Genomic DNA, 18,745 nt, shown 5'->3' on the forward strand with positions numbered 1-18,745 from the left:
ATAACCAGCGCTTGTTATCAAAGTCATTTGTTTTACTAAAAATGCTGACTCTTTTCAGTTTTAGATTGACTGTTGGAATTGAATATTCATATGATCATTTAACACTTTTAGAACTAGGGCTGACCTGAATGGGGCCAATAATGTTAGACGTGGCAGGCTACGAGCTGTCACCAGAAGAGATTGAAATCTTAGACCATCCATTAGTCGGGGGGCTTATTTTATTTTCCCGCAATTATCACGACCAAAATCAACTAAAAGATCTAGTAAAACACATTCGTATGGTTACGCGTAATGATATTGTAATTGCTGTAGATCACGAGGGTGGGAGGGTACAGAGATTTAGACAAGATTTTAGTAAAATTCCTGCTATGGGTAAAATTGACCAAGTTTGTCGTGAAAAAAGTTTAATTTCTACTGACGTCAGCCAGCAATTAGGCTGGTTAATGGCCTCTGAAGTGCAAGCTTTTGATATCGACATTAGCTTTGCACCAGTACTTGATATCAATGGTATATCTCAAGTGATTGGTGATCGCGGATTTCATCAACAGCCTGAAAAAATTGTGCAACTAGCCAGTAGTTTTATAAAGGGCATGCACCAAGCTGGCATGAAAGCCACAGGTAAACATTTTCCCGGGCATGGCAATGTTTTAGAAGATTCGCACATTGCCATGCCAGTTGATGAAAGGTCTAAACAAGAAATATTTGCTTTGGATATGGCTATTTTTAAACAGATACATCAACAAGGTTTATTAGATGCAGTAATGCCTGCCCACGTGATTTATCCAGAAGTAGATGATTTACCCGCAGGGTTTTCGCAAAAATGGATAAAACATATCCTTCGCCAAGATCTAGCATTTGACGGCGTGGTGTTTTCTGATGATCTATCTATGCAAGGCGCTGTGCAAATGGGTGACATAGTGCAAAGAGCTGAAATAGCGTTAGAGGCAGGTTGTGACATGGTGTTAGTGTGTAACGATGCTAAGGGCGCTATGCAAGTGATTGATGGTTTAGCCAGTGACTTACCTCAGGCGACACGGGCAAAGGGTTTACGTAAAGCAAATAATTTTGACTTTACTTCTTTGCAGAAATTAACTGAATATACTCAAGCCCAAAAAACTTTAGAGCACTTTTATGCAGGCTAATACTAAGTTAATTTTACTATCAGCCATAAGTGCTATAGGTCTGTATCTTGTACTTAGCTTTTACGGCAATAATCAGGCGGTTAGCGCCACTGCGGCCATCACTTTGTTTACGGCTATGTTGTGGGTGACCGAAGCTATACCCATTCCAGTGACCTCTTTAATTCCTTTTTTGGCGTTTCCTATGGCTGGAGTCATCAGCCATAAAGAAGCGGCATCTGCCCTAGGCAGCCATGTAATTATTTTGTTGATGGGGGCTTTTATGTTGTCTAAAGCCCTGGAAAAATCTAATGTGCATAGTCGTTTAGCCTATTATTTAGTGAATATTACGGGGGGTAAAAGCGCTAAACGTTTAGTTCTAGGTTTTATGTTAACTGCTGCAATTTTAAGTATGTGGATCTCCAATTCAGCCACCACCTTAATGTTATTGCCCATTACTTTGGCTGTTTTACAACATGTAAAAGATCCCAAATTAACCATAGCCATGTTATTAGGCATTGCTTATGCGGCTAGTTTAGGGGGCGTTGGTACACCGGTAGGGACACCACCAAACATTATCTTTATGAGTGTGTATGTGGAAACTCAAGGTAAAGGAATCAGTTTTGTTGAATGGATGAAAACCGGCGTACCTATTGTGGTGATTGGTATTCCCATCATAGCTTGGTGGTTAACCCGTGGGCTAGAGAATACACAAGAATATGTTTTGCCTAAATCAGGCCAATGGCAGCCCGCAGAAAAGCGGGTATTAAGTGTATTTTTACTTGTTGCTTTGGCTTGGATGACCCGACCTTATTGGACGCAGTGGTTAAATCTCACTTCAATTGGCGATAGTACCATTGCTTTAACAGGTGTGGTGTTAATGTTTATGATCCCTAATGGTAATAAGCCCGAGGTGGTTGACACCTCAGACGAAAAGTTTGGCGAGTCAGCTAAAAAGGCTGATTCGAATAAGTTATTAGACTGGCAAACAGCTGTGTCTATTCCTTGGGGCATGTTGTTATTATTTGCCGGTGGTATTTGTATCGCTAAAGCGTTTGCAGCGTCTGGTTTAAGCTCACAAATGGGGGATGCTTTATCAGGGTTATCTTCGTTACCTGTTCCTTTATTGATTTTATCTATTTGTTTGTTTGTGACATTTTTAACTGAAATCACCTCAAACACCGCCACCGCCACTTTGTTAATGCCAATACTTGCCGCAGCTGGCATGGCTGCAGGCATTGATCCCGCTTTGATCATGATGCCAGCAGCCATCAGCGCCAGTTGTGCTTTTATGTTGCCAGTGGCCACCGCACCCAATGCCATAGTGTATGGTATGGATAAATTCAGTATTAAAACCATGGCACGAGAAGGTTTTGCCTTAAATGTGATAATAGCGTTTGTGGTGACAGGAGTGAGTTATCTGACTTTGTGATTACGTTATTTCGCTATGCTCAACTTTATTCACTACGTTCACCAAGCATTCGCAAGCTCATTAAGAGCATGCGTTTCGCACACAAAGCATCGCTTCGCGATAGGGCATTCACTGCGTTCACCGCAATCCATTGCGGACTTTCACCCTGCATCCCTGCAGGGCGATTTACTTTTGTTATGAAATACATCCCTATATTTCACCCTACGGGCCAGCTAAAGCTGTTCCATTTTTATCCCGTATAAATTGGTCAACAGCAGCAAAAAGTAAACAAAAAGTGCCGCGCTCCAACAATGCTCTTAATCTAATTTTGAATTCAATTAAGCAGGCCGCTTTTAGCCGTTCCCGACGGCCAAAAGCTCAATTGGCTATCCATGCCAATTGACCCACTTAATTGAATACAAAATCAGCGAGCCTTGATTCGCGGATATGTCAAAACTATTGACGTACCCAATATTTCTTTAAGTAGTAATGTGTTAGCTAATTTGCTACAAGTTACCCACATATGAAAATACGTAATATGTAAAAGAAATTTAAACATCTAGTGTGCAATTAAATTAATAATCATAAAAATGGAGTTTGAAGTGAAAGTTCAGTTAGCACCCAAAGAAGCTTTAGCGTTATCTAAAGCTAATATTTCCAAGGTCATTAAATATTTAGGTGAGCAAACTTTTACTGAAGATAATAATGCTAAATTGATGATTTTAAAAAATATAGTACGAGAACTTGATGTATTGGAATTATCAATTGATGACCTAGAGTATGCGAGCTTGCATACTCGAAACATATTTGAACTATACCTTATCCTCACTCACATAAATTCTAATCAAAAGGCGTTAGAATGTTAGTATGGGCAGGTTCATAAAGATTCTGAGCAAGTTAGAAGTGGATTTAGAAAATTTCTAGTTAAGAAAGGTTTAGATACAACATCGCTAGATGAAGTGAAACAGTTTGAAGATACTGCCCTAGAAAACAGCCCATACACTTCACAAAGAAATTTCAATATTCGAAACCTTGCTATAGCTCATGGTTATGAAGAAGATTATGACTTCGTTTATAAGTTAAGTTCAAAGTTAATTCACCCATCTTCAATTAAGGTTAATTTTTATGAATCGTTTATTGAAAATGATAAATACCTTACTGTTATTATTGGAACTGCAATGTACTTTGGTCAAAAGGCTGAAAGTCTTGCTCAAGAAATAAGTATTGAATCAGTTTAAGATGGCTATCAAATTTGGCAGAAACCAGTGGGATGGGAGTCTTTGAAATAACTGTAGTTGGGTAGGAATGCTTTTGATTTCCCCGTGACTACAAATTCCCTATTCAATAATTGGCTTGTCAGATGGGAAGACATTGATGTCTGACCAAGGCAATCTTTTATAGCTGGGAGCGGCTTATTGCCGGTCTGACATTAAAGACAATTATTTAATGGTTTAGACAAAAGTTTCTGGAAAACTTTTGAACAGCTTTAGCTGGTTCAAGTAGGGCATGGAAAGCCCGAAATAAATTTGTCCGGAGCAGAGACTTTCTTGGTTACTTATTTTGTCGTTTGAAAAGAAGTAACTGGTGCAACAGGGATGTTGTATCAAAAACGCAATGGATTGCGGTGAACGTAGTGAATGTTTTGTGAGCGAAGCTCATACAAAAGCGCAGCTTTTGACTACTGCGCTTTTATAAATTAAATAATAGAAGTTTACTTCTCGACTATTTTTTCTTCTTCCACATCATTCGACAATGATGTCGATGTCTCAACATCTTCAACAAACCCTTGTTTATCCCTTACATTTTTTTGCACAGACACTGCTGCAAACAAACTCAACACATACGCCATGGCGAAGAAGCCTTTTTCGCTTAATAATAAATCAGCATTGATAAGCCCTATGGTTAACAAGGCTATGGCAAAGCCTGATGATACCCAAGCTAATATGTAATAAATTTTCGATGTGGTAATGCCTTCTAAGGTGTCTCGAATGGTTTTTTGTAGCGACACCATAGAGAACAATCCGTATAAAATGATGGCTAGGTAATAACCTTTTTCGTTAAGTGCCATATCGGCGTTAAATAGGCCAATGCCATATGCACCAGCGCCTATGATTAAGGCTGCGATTGAAGCGATTGAGTAAGACTTTGTTGGTGCTTGAATATTCATAATGATCCCTTTGAATTAAATTGTTTAGATACTAGGTTAAGTAGAATGGCTTTTGTGAAATAGCTATCTGTAGTAAATACCTAAATAGCCACGGCTCGCTGCGCTGAATAAAACTCTACCGCCTTGTGTACTAACTGGTATTTAGCTAAGTATCGATTGATTGAGCTAAAGGTTGCGGTTGCCACTTTTCTAGGATGATCTTTAGTTGTGACGTCTTTCATTAACATAGAGCCAAACATTAATTTTAAGGGATTAGTTTTCACTCTTTGTGGAGTGAAATGGGCTTTAGCATTGGCTTTTAATTGCTTGATGTTTGTGGTTTGGTAAATGGCTGCATTCAACATATCTAAGGTATGTTCAGTACAGTTTTGAAAGCGGCTATTTAATGGATTAGCGATAACTGAATACTTAGGGTTATGTAACTTGGTATTTTTACCTTCTGCAATTAACTTGATTAAGCCTTGTTGAACTTCAGTTGTAGGAATAATGATCCCTGCCTTTAATTGTTGTGCGCCCCAGAAAAAATCCACTGGGTAATCCATAATAAGTTCACTACGATTGGGTTTATCAGCGTTTTGGTACAAGTTATGAATGGCGTAACCTTGTACCGTTTCACCAGTCTCTAACTCAATATTAGAATATACAGCAATAGCGGTATGGGTGTATTTTATGCCTTTAGGTAGTTCTTTTTCGGGTCTGCCTACGCGGGCAATGATAAACGCTCTGGCACCTTGGGCGGCTGCATATTTTTCCACGTCTTTGGCAAAGGTTTTGATTGTTTCAGGTTCAAATGTGGCTTTTTCTGCACTTTGACTGCCAGCCCATGCGGTTGGTGATAACAACAATAAAACGACTATTATGGCTTCAATATTCATCTGTTAGTTCCTTATTTACAGTTAGTTAGCAGGCAATGATTAACTTGCCTGCAGGCTTGATCAACAACATTTATTAATGAAATTTTTGTTTGGTTTGAATAATGATCATTTGATCTGGTGTAGGATCTGCTGTGATAGTGGTTTCGGTGATCACCAAAGGCGCATGTTTGTGCTGGTTGTGTTTTTGTTTATGGGAATGGTCATGACTACTATTTGAATCGACAATTGCACTTCCTGTACTAAGGCTGGCTTCGCCTGCATTAACACTTGCCGCGCCAGCTACTACAGCCACACTTCCAGCTACAATTAAAGGCGCTGCAACTACTACACTTGCGGCTTTTGCTGTAGACGTCACACCATGTCCCACGGCTAATGCTGAATGTTTACTGGCTTTGCCGCTGTGCTGCACTGAGTCAGCGGCGTTTACATGTAAAGTGCTTACCGTTAATCCTAATAATAAAACTATCTTAGTTAATTGCATGAGTATTTCCTTTTGGTTGAGAACGTGATCAAGACTAGATGTAGGTATTTAATATGTAAACAATGGAGATTTTTGTATACTGGAATTACACTTTTGGTATAGTTAAAATATACTTTTGGTTGTTTTTTAAATGGAATAGAAAAATATGAGTCAAATTAAACAGGTGAATTTAGTTCTCAAACAACTATTACGACAGCATCAAATAACCTACAAAGAGATCGCTCGAAACTTAAATATGAGTGAAGCCAATATCAAACGTATTTTTTCTACCCAAAGTTTTACTTTGGCGCGTCTTGAACAAATTTGTGACATGTTAAAAATGAATTTGTCTGACCTGTTTGCTTTAGCGCAAAAACAAGTACAACAAATTAGTCAGTTAACGGTAGAGCAGGAGCAAGAGTTATTAGCCGACCCTAAATTGTTATTAATTGCGGTTTGTGTACGTGATGCCTGGAAATTTGATGAAATTATTGATTACTACGACATTGATAAACTGGCCTGTATTCAATTATTAGCCAAGTTAGACAAACTAAAAATCATAGAATTATTGCCCAATAATCATTTTCGTTCCCTTATCGCACAAGACTTTAGGTGGATCCCTGGTGGGCCATTAGAGCGTTTTATGGAGCAAGAGGTGATGGTTAAATTTATGGCGCCTAAACAAAATGAACAATGGAACTTTAGATTTTATTTACGGGGGCGTTACTCACAATCTTCTATCGATATTATTCAACGTAAACTTAATCAATTAACTAAAGAAGCGGCTGTACTTAATCAAGAAGATGCAGACTTACCTTTAGATAAACGTCAGCACATTGGATTACTGATGGCTATGCGCCCATGGGAGCCATCTTTGTTTGAGAATATGCGTAGGCTCTAGTTAACTGCGGGTAAATAAGCTAATGCTAATATTAAATATTAGTGTGTGTTGGAGGTCTGTTATGTGATTGAGGTGTACTTGACTGCGGTTTCATATGCTGACTAATACTAGACATTAAAGCTTTAGCTCGATAGAAAGCTTCTGTTTCAGGGTAGCTTTGCATTAGGTACTGAATAGTACCGAAAGCATCAGTGTATTGCTCTAACTTCGCATAACTTTTAGCCTTTAGAAAAACTAAATTGGCTTTTTCTTCAGCGTTGTATTCATAGGTGGATAGGGCGTAATTTGCTTTTCTGATTGATTTGGCGTATTCACCAGCGTTATACAATTTTTGTGAAATACTGGCTGCACTAGGTGCTAAACTGCAGCCTACTTGTAAGAAACTTATAACTAAGAAGATTATTTTTACATTCTTCAACTCAATACTTCCTTGCAAAATTTTGATAAAAATTAATGAATTATACTTGGGCCACTATTACAGCTCTGAGTGGAGCAGGGTAACCTTCAATGGTTTTGTTGTTATCTTCGGGATCAAGAAAGTCGACTAATGATTGACCATCCATCCAATCAGTGGCTCTTTGTTCTTCGATTGAGGTTTGGTCTAAATCTACTACTTTTATATTTTTAAAGCCGACTCTTTGCATCCAAACGGTTAGCGCAGCGGTACTGGGTAAATACCAAACATTACGCATTTGGGCGTATCGCTCACCTGGCATAAATACTGTCGTTTCGTCACCTTCTACTACTAGTGTTTCAAGGATCAATTCACCACCTTTACGTAGTTGGCTTTTTAGCTGATATAAAAAGTCTATAGGGCTACGTCTGTGGTACAAAACCCCCATGGAGAAAACAGTATCAAACGCTTTTAGTTCGGGGAGTTGTTCTACACCTACGGGCAATAAGTGAATATTGTGATTGTTAGGGGACGGGTTGAAATGTTTTAAGGCTTGGAATTGCATTAAGAATAGCTGAGAAGGATCGGCGCCCACTACCATTTTTGCATCTTCTCCCAACATACGCCACATGTGATAACCACTGCCACAACCTACATCTAATACATATCTATCTTTTAGTGAATGAATGTGAGGCTTTACTCGATCCCATTTCCAATCTGAACGCCATTCTGTGTCGATGTGAATACCATGCAAATCGAACGGGCCTTTGCGCCATGGAGCGAATTGTTTGAGCAAACCCGTGATGTGTTTTTGGGTATAGTCGTTGATATCCTCGACTTGTCCAAATTCAACTTTATTTTTCAACTCAATCTTTGATGGCTGTGTTTTTGGCAGTTTGTCGAGTAATTTTACCCACTTATTGAAATCGCCATGGAGTTGCTCTTTTTGCCAATGGGCAATTTGTGCAGGTAACACTTCAAGCCAATGGCTTAACGGTGAATCAGCTATTTGTTTGTAAAAATCGTTAAACCAAGTGACAGCCAAGTGGCCTCCTTAAAAGCAGCGGCGAAAAGTAAACCGTTATCTGCGAACTTCTAGCTAGAAGCAAAATAAATTTTAAAGTTGAGGTACTTTTGTTGACAATACTGCTTTGGATTACAAAATACTTTCGTATCTCGTATCTCGTATCTCGTATCTCGTATCCCGTATCTTATATCTCGTATGTTAGCTCTTTATCGCGACCATAGATGCAAAGTTAAAACAGGTGAACCAACGCACTACATCTGAAAATCCAGCAGTAGTTATACGAGTTTGATGTTGTTCAAAGGTATCTGTGAGCATCACGTCTTCTAATGCGCTGCGTTTTTGGCTGATCTCTAGTTCACTGTAGCCATTACGTCTTTTAAATTCATGATGAAGGTCAATTAATAATTCATTGCCTTGCTGGCTGTCGTGCTTAAGCTTTTCAGAAAGGATCAATATTCCCCCTGGGTTTAAGCCAGCATAAATTTTGGCAATGATATCGTCTCTTTCTTCCGGCGGGATAAACTGCAGGGTGAAATTCATGATCACACAGGAAGCATTGGATATGTCCACATTTTGTAAATCGTCGCAAATAACTTGGATAGGGGTTGCAGACTTAAAAGCTTGAACGTGAAGTTGGCAGCGCTTAACCATAGCCTCTGAGTTATCTATGGCCTTAATTTCACAGTTTTTGGCTTGGATATATTTACTAGCAGCTAAACTTGCCGCACCTAAAGCACTGCCTAAGTCGTAAATCACACTATTATCTGTGGCATAAGTTCCACATAATTGGCCTATAGCATCAACAATAGTGTTATAACCAGGCACTGACCTTTGGATCATATCTGGGAAGACTTCAGCTACGTTTTGATCAAATCTAAACGAACCCACTTGTTGAGGCTGAGAATAGATCGCATCTTTACCTGTGTTCATATAAATTACAATAGCCTGTCTTAAAATTGGCGGCAATTCTACCTGTGGCAAATTTTGCAATCAAGGTGTTATACCAATCCATCTTGATATGTAGTCACTCAGCGAGAGTTTAAAAGGGTTTAATCAAGGCGCATGATTGATAGCTTTTTATTAAAATCACCTAGTTCTCTTTCGAGGTCATGCAACATAGAGTAAACCCTTTTAAAGCTCGCCTGAAAGGAATGCCCCAGCAGGTTTTGTTTTGCGTTCTCGCTATTTGAAAGGGAACAACCATTACTGCACAGCGACGCCTTTATCAAAATCCGCTGGATGCATTCTGAGTGAACATATATAAAGGTGGATTGGTATCACTTTGATTGTTGCAAACAGGTTTTTACTCTTATACCTTATGTGTCAAATATTTTGTTTACATAATAATAAAAAGTTACCTAAAGGAATTTACATCATGTCATCTAATCTCTTTCCTGTTGCTCAATCAATCGCACAAAACGCTCATGCAGACAAAGTCGAATATGAAAGGCTTTATCAATGGTCAATAAGTGCCCCAGATGAATTTTGGGCCGAGCAAGGTAAACGCATTGATTGGATTAAACCTTTTAGCCAAATTTGTGACAGTAATTTTTCTAAAGATGAGGCCAGTATTAAATGGTTTGCTGATGGGCAGCTCAATGCGAGTTATAACTGTATTGATCGCCACATGAAAAGGGACCCTGAACGCACTGCCATTATTTGGGAAGGGGACGAGCCAGATTGGCATAAGCACATTAGTTATCGCGAACTACATGACCAAGTGTGCAAAATTGCCAATGGCTTAAAAAGATTAGGGGTGACTAAGGGTGATAGAGTCATTATCTATATGCCTATGGTACCTGAGGCTGCCTATGCAATGTTAGCTTGTGCTCGTATTGGCGCCATTCATTCGGTTATATTTGGCGGATTTTCGCCCAACGCCATTGCTGATCGTATTCAAGATTGCGCTGCAAAAGTGGTGATTACTTCAAATGAAGGTCGCCGAGGTGGTAGCAAGGTGCCCTTAAAAGCGAATGTTGATAAAGCTTTGTTAAAAGAATCAACTAAGTGTATTGAAAATGTCATCGTGTATAAACATACCGAAAGTGCCATAGACTGGGTCGAAGGTCGGGATATTTGGTGGCACGAGTTAGCTGAGCAATGTGAACCAGTATGTCAACCTGAGCCAATGAATGCTGAAGATCCTTTATTTATTTTGTACACATCTGGCTCTACAGGCACGCCAAAAGGAGTGGTACATACCACTGGTGGTTACATGGTTTACGCCTCGCTTACCCATGAATATGTGTTTGATTACAAACCTGAAGATATTTACTGGTGTGCAGCAGACGTAGGGTGGATCACGGGCCACACTTATATTGTGTATGGCCCACTTGCTAATGGCGCCACTACCTTAATGTTTGAGGGCATACCTACTTATCCAGATATTAATCGTATGAGCCAAGTGGTAGACAAACATAAGGTTAATATTTTATATACCGCTCCTACGGCTATTCGAGCGCTAATGGCCAAAGGAGATGAGCCCATAAAAGGTACCAGTAGAGAAAGTTTACGTATTATGGGCAGTGTAGGGGAGCCAATCAATCCTGAAGCTTGGCACTGGTATCATGAAAAAATTGGCAACAGTAGATGTCCAATTGTTGATACTTGGTGGCAAACCGAAACTGGCGGTATCATGGTCACCCCATTACCTGGTGCCACAGATTTAAAGCCTGGCTCAGCGTCAAAGCCATTTTTTGGGGTGAAACCAGCGCTGGTTTCCAGTGAAGGCGAAATCTTAACAGGAGCAGTTGACGGTAATTTAGTGATCACCGGATCTTGGCCAGGCCAAGCTAGAAGTGTTTGGGGGGATCACGAACGATATAAACAAACTTATTTTAGTACATACGAAAACATGTATTTTACTGGCGATGGTGCTAGGCGTGATGAAGATGGATATTATTGGATCACCGGAAGAGTAGACGATGTGCTTAATGTGTCTGGACATAGGTTGGGTACCGCAGAGATAGAAAGCTCATTAGTGGCTCATCCTTCGGTAGCTGAAGCTGCAGTAGTGGGATATCCCCATGACATTAAGGGGCAAGGGATTTATGTTTATGTATTACCAACAGACGGTATTGAGGTTTCGTTAGATTTAACCATAGAAGTAAGAAAGTGGGTAAGAGAAGATTTAAGTCCCATTGCTTGTCCAGATTTTATTCAATGGACCCATGGTTTGCCAAAAACACGATCAGGTAAAATTATGCGTAGAATTTTGCGTAAAATAGCGGCTAATGAACATGATCAATTAGGTGATACCTCTACTCTGGCCGATCCCAGTGTGGTCGATGCTTTGATTGAACATAGGCTAAATAGGTAAATTTTAAAGTTCTTTATAAATTAGTGGTATTTTTTCACATTGAAGGTTTAGAGTTTTACCTTCAATGTGTTAGCTTAGACTAAAGTATTACAACTAGCATAGTGTTTATAGAGAGTAATGTGAATGACAAAATTTTTAATCTCAGATGACCACCCTTTGTTTAGGGAAGCCTTGATTGGTGCATTAAGGCCATTATTTAAAGATGCTGAGATCATAGAATCTGATAACTTTGATTCAACCATTCAAGCAATTGAGAGCAACCCTGATATTTCCCTTATTTTATTAGATTTAAATATGCCTGGATGCGAAAACTACTATGGTTTAACCACAGTAACAGAAGGCTTTTCGAATATTCCAGTCGCAGTGATTTCAGCCAATGATTCTATTGCTGTTGTGTCTAATGTGATGGCATTAGGCGCTAAAGGTTTTATTCCAAAAGCAACACCTACCCAGGTTATAGCCAAAGCCTTACATCAAATAATGCAAGGTCAAACTTGGTTGCCAGAGGGTATGCAACAACAAATTGATGAGCAAGATACGGGTATTGATTTGTTAAAATTATTATCTGAACTTACCCCTAAACAACAGGAAGTGTTAAAGCTTGTGCAAAATGGCATGTTAAATAAACAAATCGCTTTTGATTTGAATATTACAGAGGCAACGGTAAAAGCACACATAAGCGCGATCTTGAAGAAACTTGGGGTAAATACCCGTACTCAAGTTGTACTTCTGTTACAACAATATGCTGAAAAGCATAATAGCTATTAATCAAATAAACTTTATTAAGCCGATTGATACTATACCAATTACAGTATTTGTTACCAATTGAGAATGGATTTATTAATTGTTTGGTTATAAGAAACTCGCCAATAGCTCCTGTTGGCGATTGATCAATTATTTAGCTGGTTTTGCAAACTTGAGTTAGCACAACTACGCTCCGCTTATTTACTTAACCTCAGTTCTGCATAAGAAATGTCGTAAAAAATATACTTTCTCTATTTTATTCAATAGGTTAACCGAAATATCAAGTGTCCAGCAGATCAAAGTAAGGGCAAGAGCAGAAATTTTTGTCCCTATAAAGGCGCTCTGAATGTTGTATAGTCATTCTAAAGCCATTTAGAGCAACGCCTATAGGGACAAAAAAGAGCCATTTTGCAGGCGTTGCTTATCTGGGACTGAGGTTAATTACACTAAAAAATATTGTTTGGCTAACTCTGAATGAATGTCTGCCAAGTCTATTTGTAGTTCATCAATGTATTCGTGTAATACTTTTCCTTTTAAAGCATCAATATCTTGTTTATGCAAATCATCAATACTGTGATCTATATGTTTTAACATTTCAGTATTGTTAGGTAATGTACTGACTAAACCTTTTAACTCGTTCAAACAAAAAGTAATGGCTCTTGGAAATGCTTTACTAAGTAACATGAATTCAAGTATGTTTTCAGCCTTAATCCGTATTCCCATTTCTTGACGGTACATTTGGTAAGCACTAAGAGAGCGTAACACACTCATCCATTGAATATTTTCAAATGGTAAGTCTTCTGGCATATCGCGCATTGTTGCTGAACGAACATCCATTATCCTAGTTGTCATATCTGCTCGTTCAAGTAGTGAACCAAAACGAATAAATGTAAAACCTTCGTTATGACTTATAGTGGCATCTAATATACCGAATACCATTAATGCCGAGTCAATTACGTGACTTAAATGCCTGTAACGATGGCGTTTATTAATAAGCTCGACATCATGCTCTTTCACGTATAGATAGAGTGAGTTAATACTTTCCCATACTTGACGGGGTACTACTTCTCGTACAGTCCGTGTATTTTCTCTTGCTGCGGATAGGGAATTTAAAAGTGACGAGGGATTATTTTTGTCAATGGTCATATAGGTTAGGACATTTTTTTCAGTAAAATCTGAATAATGTTCAAGATAATTTTCATGACTACCAATAATATGTATAAGTGGCTCCCAGCCTGGTGATACTCCTTTAGGCAAATCCATCAGTAATAAATTATTGACGTTGACTAAGCGAGCAATGTTTTCAGCACGTTCAACATTACGCGCCATCCAATATAAGGTTTCTGCAACACGTGACAACATTAGCTATTCTCCCCATCAACGATCCAAGTATCTTTGCTACCCCCACCTTGCGAAGAATTCACAACAAGTGAGCCTTTGACCATAGCCACTCGAGTTAATCCGCCGGTGGTGACGTATGTTTGTTTACCTGAAGACAAAACAAAGGGTCTTAAATCAACATGTCGTCCTTCTGTTTTGTCACCGTCTAAAGTGGGCACAGTTGATAAACTAAGTGTTGGCTGAGCAATATAATTACGGGGATCAGCTTTAATTTGTGCAATACATTCTTGCTGTTGCTTTTTAGTTGATTTAGGCCCGATTAGTAATCCATAACCACCGGATTCATTGGCTGGTTTTACCACTAACTTCTCAATATTTTCAATAACATATTTATAATCATCAGGCTCATAACAACGATATGTTTCAACATTAGGTAGTAACATTTTTTCACTAAGGTAATATTCAATCATCTGTGGCACGTAGGTATACACAACTTTGTCGTCAGCCACTCCTGCACCAGGTGCGTTAACTAGGGCTACATTACCGGCACGCCAAGCACGCAACAAGCCTGGTACGCCTAATTGAGAGTCAGGATTAAAGGCTTCTGGATCAATAAAGAGGTCATCTATGCGTCTATATATGACATCGACTCTACGTAAGCCGTTAATGGTTTTCATATAGACACAATCGTTTTTATCAACTTGTAAATCTCTGCCTTCAACAAGTTCGCAGCCCATTTCTTGAGCCAAATAACAATGTTCAAAATAAGCAGAATTAAAAATGCCGGGTGTTAATACAACCACTTCAGGTGTGTCATGTGGACGTGGAGACATGGCACAAAGCATATCGAATAATTGTGATGAATAATCGTTCACCGGTAAAATATCAATATGCTCAAACATTTCTGGGAATACTCGTTTCATCACAGAACGGTTTTCAAGCATGTAAGATACCCCAGAAGGTACCCTAAGGTTATCTTCTAATACGTACATAGTTCCGTCGTGGTCACGAACTAAATCTGAGCCACATATATGCGCCCAAATATTATGGGGTGGGGTGATACCCATACATTGTTGTCTGAAGTTGACAGATTTAGAGATTAATTCTTTAGGGAATATACCGTCTTTGATGATTTTTTGATCGTGATATAGATCATTAATGAACATATTCAGGGCTTTTACCCGCTGCTCTAGGCCTATCTCAATTTTTTTCCACTCTCGATTGTCAATAATTCTTGGGATGATGTCCATTGGCCAATTTCGGTCAATGGAACTACCTTCTCCATAAACCGTAAATGTGATCCCCATTTCTTTGATCGCAAAGTCAGCTGCAGCTCGCGCTGAATTTAAGTCACTATCAGATAAGTCAGAAAGAAATTTAATGAGCTTATGGCTGTGTGCTCTTGGTTTACCATCTTTATCAATTAATTCATCAAAAAATGATTTAAATTGATAGTTCTTCCAATCTATCGCCATTTACTCTCTCCCATATTTAATTATCAACTCTTTTACATTGTAATTTTACTTGTTAGGTGTTTTCTATTGTTTTCAGTTAATTCGATTCATGTCTACTTCAACCTTTAATTGATGTGAACCTCCACCAAACATTACCCCTTTTAATGGGGTTATATCTGCAAAATCCCTGCCAGAAGCTAAGGTAACGTGTTGATCGCTCGGCTGGATATTATTCGTTGGGTCAAATTCAAGCCATCCGGTACCAGGAACATAAACTGAAAACCAAGCATGTGTCGCATCTGCTCCGGCTAATTTTATTTGTCCTTCAGGGGGGATAGTTTCGATATAGCCACTCACGTAGCGGGCAGCTAATCCTACACTTCTAATACAGGCTAGAGCAAAATGCGAAAAGTCTTGGCAGACTCCACGCTTATGTTTGAATATATCTGCAACAGGTGTACTAATGGTTGTGAAATTTGGATCAAATTGAAACTCATTGAATATTCTGGACATAAGATCCAAACATGCTTCTACAATGGCTCTGTCAGGTGTAAAAGACTGTAATGCGTAATTTTTAATTTCATCATTATATTCAGTATGTAAGCTTGGTATGCTGAATTCAGTAGCTAAAATTTGTTGTTGGTTTTGTGGGCTACGAAGTTGGTCCCTTACCGACTCCCAAGTGAGTTGTTGTAAAAATAGCGCTTGGGGTTGTCTATATGTAATTTCTACTTCACTAATCGCAGTCACCACCATTTCATCGTGTAGGGTGGGGACTTCGAAAATTGTGACCTGGTTAGAAAAATAATCGTTATATTCAGCTGTATAATCGGCTGAGGGGCTAATTTCAATTCGGTAGTTTAGGCAACGTTGATTTTCATTTGTCTGTGGGATCAATCGCGCGTGATTTTGACTCAAGGTGACTTTGTCTGAATACTGGTAAGTGGTGACGTGTTTTATTTGATATTTCATATATGAGCACTATCTAAGTCTTGTATTTCTGTATCGCTATTTGGTTTGATAGACCAATTAAATTGTTTTGCCGTTTTGGTATGTGAGAAATATTGTGTGTGTAGAATTTCTTTAAAGGATAATAGCTCGGCTTTAACTTGCTTCATCATTGTCGATAATTTAATTCTTTTATTATTATCAAGTACATATGCAATCTCATCACGATCAACCAACATACATTCGGCCTTTAGCTTAAGTAATGATTTTTCAACCCTAGTTAATAAGCTTGGCTTGTTAGTGGATTCAGGTAATCGTTTGCTCAAAGATATGAGTTGTTCAACTTGAAATGCGAGTGAACGTGGGTATTCGGTATCTAGTAGCAACAATTCAAGGCCAGTTTCTATGCTCTGAAAAACTCGATAGCGTCGACGATGAGTGATTGAGCTAACTTGGCTAACTAAAACAGATTCGAGGATATTTTGTTGTTCAGCTTCAGGCATTGCATCTATCAACATAGTATCGACCATAGCGACAAGCTGTAAGCAGCGTTCCATTTTTCTACCAATTTCCAGCATAAAAAATCCGTTACTGTTTGACATACTATCAAGCACAGAACCGTTAAATGCCATGACCAATCCTATTACCCTATCTAAGCTAGACTGAAACATATGTGTTGGCGTGATGTGAGAAAACTTATCCAGTCGACGTTGCTCTGTCTCTAAGTTTTCGATGATGCGTAAGCTGTCGTATGAAAGTAATTCCCTAACTTGCATAGCAAAGTTACATACTCCAGTTATATTGGAGAATACGCTGCCTAAGTTATCAGGGTTTTTAATACAATGGATAGCTAAGTGTTTAAATTCAAATGCATTTGTATTCTTATCGTTTATATCCACTTGATTGTATGGAAATGTCAGTGCCTGACTCTCGAGACCCTGTTGCATGTATTTTATCGTGGTACGATGTTTTACATCTGGATACATAGAGACTTCGGTAAACAAATCAATAAATATACGCACGAGTCGAGAGGTATTTTCACTGCGTTCCAATAGGCTGCCTAACCAAAATAAATTCTCGGCTGTGCGGCTAGGAATTAACCCTTCAACTAACGCCATGTCGGTAATTTTTCTAGCGGGCTTGGGTAATTTAGGCTGTTCAATAGGGTTACTTTCGCCTGTTTGCACCCAAGTGTCTTTAATACAAATACTTTGCTTAGTTTTTGTATCTGTCAAAGTTGAGCACAGTGCAGAAGGAAGCACATGCACTTCATTGTTAGACACTAATGCGTAACAACGCATTATTACCGGCTTAGAGACCAGCTTTTTATTTTGCCAAAAAGGGGCATGTGTTAATTCGATATTTTTACAGAAATAATAATCTTGGCTGTTAGTAGCCAGTAACTGCTCAATTTCAACTTGATAACCATCTCCCGCTAGTTTGAAATTCGGATCAAGGTAACTGTATAAGGTATGGTCGTGCCAAACTTCTCGATTGACTTCGCCTGGTTTAAATGTGCTTGGGGTGCCTAATAGTAAAGGTTCAACCAATAATGATTGGGCAATTTCATTGAGCTGATTCTTGATGGCTGGTATTTGTAATATACAATTACCAAAAGGGTTTAGCAGTATTACGCTGTGTGAGCGAATCGCCTGTAATAAACCTGATACACCATCAAGTGAATATTCTGTTTGCTCTAGTGAATCTAAATAACGATCTTCTATCCAACGCAAAATGACGTCTATTTTACGTAGCCCATCTAAAGCTTTTAACCATACTTTACCTTTACGCACTGTAATGTCAGCACTTCTCACTAGGGTATAACCTAAGTAGGTTGCTAAATATGCATGTTCGGAATAGTAAGGATCGTCTGGCCCCTTTGTCAGAATGACAATACGTGGATCTCTTAAATGTTCGGTTTTTAGGTTAATTGATTCTTGTAATTGCCGGAAAAAACCAGCTATTCGCTGAGCTCCACATTCGGCAAACTCTTCACTCATAACCCGCCTTGCAACAATGCGGTTTTCTAACAATAATCCTAGACCAACTGGAAACTGATAATGGGAATCGAGTACAACATATTGCCCCAAATTATCTCGCCCAATATCGTAGGCCAACATAAACAGGCCTCGCTCACTATTAGGTAAACAAGTTGCTTCACGTAAATAATGAGGGTGCTGCATTAACGGTAATGGGGAGACAACACCTTGAGTAATAAGCAATTTATGACTATTAAAATCATCTAAAATAGCTTGGTCAAGCTTTATTCGTTGACGAACTCCAAGCTCAATTTTCAGCCATTCATTTTGAGATATTAATAATGGAAGTGGATCAAGTTGCAAACGTTTAGGAATATTCGTATCAATAAACCCACTGTTACGCAATAAACGTTTAATTTCAGCAGCACGGTGACCAATATCCTCCCTATTTAAAAGAGCAAGATGGTCACTCAGTTGCTGTAGTTGATCTTCTAACAATGGATTGACTCCATTTATCGGATTGATGCCTTTTTTAAATTCAGCTAACCAATCTGGCAAAATATTATCAATATTGTTATCTGACGATAAATTCATATTTTCATTTCAT

The 18,745-nt window shown here is 38.8% G+C and carries 16 protein-coding genes and 1 pseudogene; 7 read left to right on the forward strand and 10 right to left on the reverse strand.

Translation table 11 applies throughout. The annotated features are described in order from the left end of the window. Positions 1–140 precede the first annotated feature (140 nt). The 4 genes and pseudogenes from nagZ to L0668_RS12385 form a co-directional block, all read left to right on the forward strand. Entirely contained in the window at positions 141–1,142 is a 1,002-nt protein-coding gene (nagZ, locus tag L0668_RS12370; protein ID WP_235312947.1) for a beta-N-acetylhexosaminidase, read from the forward strand. Further along, positions 1,132–2,550: an SLC13 family permease gene (locus L0668_RS12375; RefSeq protein WP_235312948.1), complete on the forward strand. Its 1,419-nt coding sequence runs from the start codon at positions 1,132–1,134 to the stop codon at positions 2,548–2,550. The genes nagZ and L0668_RS12375 overlap by 11 nt, the downstream gene beginning before the upstream one ends. A 581-nt stretch (positions 2,551–3,131) precedes the next feature. Further along, entirely contained in the window at positions 3,132–3,395 is a 264-nt protein-coding gene (locus L0668_RS12380) for a hypothetical protein (RefSeq protein WP_235312949.1), read from the forward strand. A 69-nt stretch (positions 3,396–3,464) separates the two neighbouring features. Next, a pseudogene (locus L0668_RS12385) lies at positions 3,465–3,767 on the forward strand (DUF5677 domain-containing protein); the annotation flags it as partial. Between the two features lie 473 nt (positions 3,768–4,240). Here L0668_RS12385 and yiaA read toward each other — a convergent pair. From yiaA to L0668_RS12400, 3 genes are all read right to left on the reverse strand, one after another. Then, on the reverse strand, positions 4,241–4,696 hold the full coding sequence (gene yiaA, locus L0668_RS12390; protein WP_235312951.1) for an inner membrane protein YiaA: 456 nt from the start codon (positions 4,694–4,696) through the stop codon (positions 4,241–4,243). An 80-nt stretch (positions 4,697–4,776) separates the two neighbouring features. Further along, positions 4,777–5,571, reverse strand: a complete 795-nt coding sequence (locus L0668_RS12395) for a DUF2145 domain-containing protein (protein ID WP_235312952.1) — start codon at positions 5,569–5,571, stop codon at positions 4,777–4,779. A 73-nt stretch (positions 5,572–5,644) separates the two neighbouring features. Continuing rightward, positions 5,645–6,052, reverse strand: a complete 408-nt coding sequence (locus tag L0668_RS12400) for a hypothetical protein (protein WP_235312953.1) — start codon at positions 6,050–6,052, stop codon at positions 5,645–5,647. 145 nt (positions 6,053–6,197) lie between these two features. Here L0668_RS12400 and L0668_RS12405 point away from each other — a divergent pair, with 145 nt between their 5' ends. Continuing rightward, entirely contained in the window at positions 6,198–6,932 is a 735-nt protein-coding gene (locus tag L0668_RS12405; RefSeq protein ID WP_235312954.1) for a helix-turn-helix domain-containing protein, read from the forward strand. A gap of 31 nt (positions 6,933–6,963) precedes the next feature. On the opposite strand, the gene L0668_RS12410 is transcribed toward L0668_RS12405, so the two are convergent. The 3 genes from L0668_RS12410 to cmoA form a co-directional block, all read right to left on the reverse strand. Then, a complete protein-coding gene (locus L0668_RS12410; RefSeq protein WP_235312955.1) occupies positions 6,964–7,350 on the reverse strand; it encodes a tetratricopeptide repeat protein in 387 nt (128 codons plus the stop codon). Between the two features lie 40 nt (positions 7,351–7,390). Continuing rightward, entirely contained in the window at positions 7,391–8,371 is a 981-nt protein-coding gene (gene cmoB, locus L0668_RS12415) for a tRNA 5-methoxyuridine(34)/uridine 5-oxyacetic acid(34) synthase CmoB (protein WP_235312956.1), read from the reverse strand. 180 nt (positions 8,372–8,551) lie between these two features. Further along, the gene (gene cmoA / locus L0668_RS12420; RefSeq protein WP_235312957.1) at positions 8,552–9,283 is read right to left on the reverse strand and encodes a carboxy-S-adenosyl-L-methionine synthase CmoA; all 732 of its coding nucleotides are present in this window, start codon (positions 9,281–9,283) and stop codon (positions 8,552–8,554) included. 445 nt (positions 9,284–9,728) lie between these two features. On the opposite strand from cmoA, the gene acs reads away from it, so the two are divergent. Both acs and L0668_RS12430 read left to right on the forward strand, forming a co-directional pair. Next, the gene (gene acs / locus L0668_RS12425) at positions 9,729–11,672 is read left to right on the forward strand and encodes an acetate--CoA ligase (protein WP_235312958.1); all 1,944 of its coding nucleotides are present in this window, start codon (positions 9,729–9,731) and stop codon (positions 11,670–11,672) included. Between the two features lie 123 nt (positions 11,673–11,795). Beyond that, positions 11,796–12,440 (forward strand): LuxR C-terminal-related transcriptional regulator, encoded by a 645-nt coding sequence (locus L0668_RS12430; protein WP_235312959.1) that lies wholly within the window; start codon positions 11,796–11,798, stop codon positions 12,438–12,440. A 417-nt stretch (positions 12,441–12,857) separates the two neighbouring features. Here the strand turns inward: L0668_RS12430 and L0668_RS12435 are convergent, their stop codons facing one another. The 4 genes from L0668_RS12435 to L0668_RS12450 all read right to left on the reverse strand — a co-directional run bounded on the left by L0668_RS12435 (position 12,858) and on the right by L0668_RS12450 (position 18,732). Beyond that, entirely contained in the window at positions 12,858–13,778 is a 921-nt protein-coding gene (locus L0668_RS12435) for an alpha-E domain-containing protein (RefSeq protein ID WP_235312960.1), read from the reverse strand. Beyond that, the gene (locus L0668_RS12440) at positions 13,778–15,232 is read right to left on the reverse strand and encodes a circularly permuted type 2 ATP-grasp protein (protein WP_235312961.1); all 1,455 of its coding nucleotides are present in this window, start codon (positions 15,230–15,232) and stop codon (positions 13,778–13,780) included. Before L0668_RS12440 ends, L0668_RS12435 begins: the two co-directional genes overlap by 1 nt. 72 nt (positions 15,233–15,304) lie before the next feature. Next, positions 15,305–16,183: a transglutaminase family protein gene (locus L0668_RS12445; protein ID WP_235312962.1), complete on the reverse strand. Its 879-nt coding sequence runs from the start codon at positions 16,181–16,183 to the stop codon at positions 15,305–15,307. Next, the gene (locus L0668_RS12450; RefSeq protein ID WP_235312963.1) at positions 16,180–18,732 is read right to left on the reverse strand and encodes a circularly permuted type 2 ATP-grasp protein; all 2,553 of its coding nucleotides are present in this window, start codon (positions 18,730–18,732) and stop codon (positions 16,180–16,182) included. The genes L0668_RS12445 and L0668_RS12450 overlap by 4 nt, the downstream gene beginning before the upstream one ends. Positions 18,733–18,745: the final 13 nt, after the last annotated feature.

Origin of the sequence: Paraglaciecola algarum (assembly GCF_021532655.1) — a bacterium.
Classification (GTDB): domain Bacteria; phylum Pseudomonadota; class Gammaproteobacteria; order Enterobacterales; family Alteromonadaceae; genus Paraglaciecola; species Paraglaciecola algarum.

Coding starts and splice junctions, on each gene's coding strand:
- nagZ (WP_235312947.1), top strand. CDS start 141: ATGTTAGACGTGGCAGGCTACGAGCTGTCACCAGAAGAGATTGAAATC.
- L0668_RS12375 (WP_235312948.1), top strand. CDS start 1,132: ATGCAGGCTAATACTAAGTTAATTTTACTATCAGCCATAAGTGCTATA.
- yiaA (WP_235312951.1), bottom strand. CDS start 4,696: ATGAATATTCAAGCACCAACAAAGTCTTACTCAATCGCTTCAATCGCA.
- L0668_RS12395 (WP_235312952.1), bottom strand. CDS start 5,571: ATGAATATTGAAGCCATAATAGTCGTTTTATTGTTGTTATCACCAACC.
- L0668_RS12400 (WP_235312953.1), bottom strand. CDS start 6,052: ATGCAATTAACTAAGATAGTTTTATTATTAGGATTAACGGTAAGCACT.
- L0668_RS12405 (WP_235312954.1), top strand. CDS start 6,198: ATGAGTCAAATTAAACAGGTGAATTTAGTTCTCAAACAACTATTACGA.
- cmoA (WP_235312957.1), bottom strand. CDS start 9,283: ATGAACACAGGTAAAGATGCGATCTATTCTCAGCCTCAACAAGTGGGT.
- acs (WP_235312958.1), top strand. CDS start 9,729: ATGTCATCTAATCTCTTTCCTGTTGCTCAATCAATCGCACAAAACGCT.
- L0668_RS12430 (WP_235312959.1), top strand. CDS start 11,796: ATGACAAAATTTTTAATCTCAGATGACCACCCTTTGTTTAGGGAAGCC.
- L0668_RS12435 (WP_235312960.1), bottom strand. CDS start 13,778: ATGTTGTCACGTGTTGCAGAAACCTTATATTGGATGGCGCGTAATGTT.
- L0668_RS12440 (WP_235312961.1), bottom strand. CDS start 15,232: ATGGCGATAGATTGGAAGAACTATCAATTTAAATCATTTTTTGATGAA.
- L0668_RS12445 (WP_235312962.1), bottom strand. CDS start 16,183: ATGAAATATCAAATAAAACACGTCACCACTTACCAGTATTCAGACAAA.
- L0668_RS12450 (WP_235312963.1), bottom strand. CDS start 18,732: ATGAATTTATCGTCAGATAACAATATTGATAATATTTTGCCAGATTGG.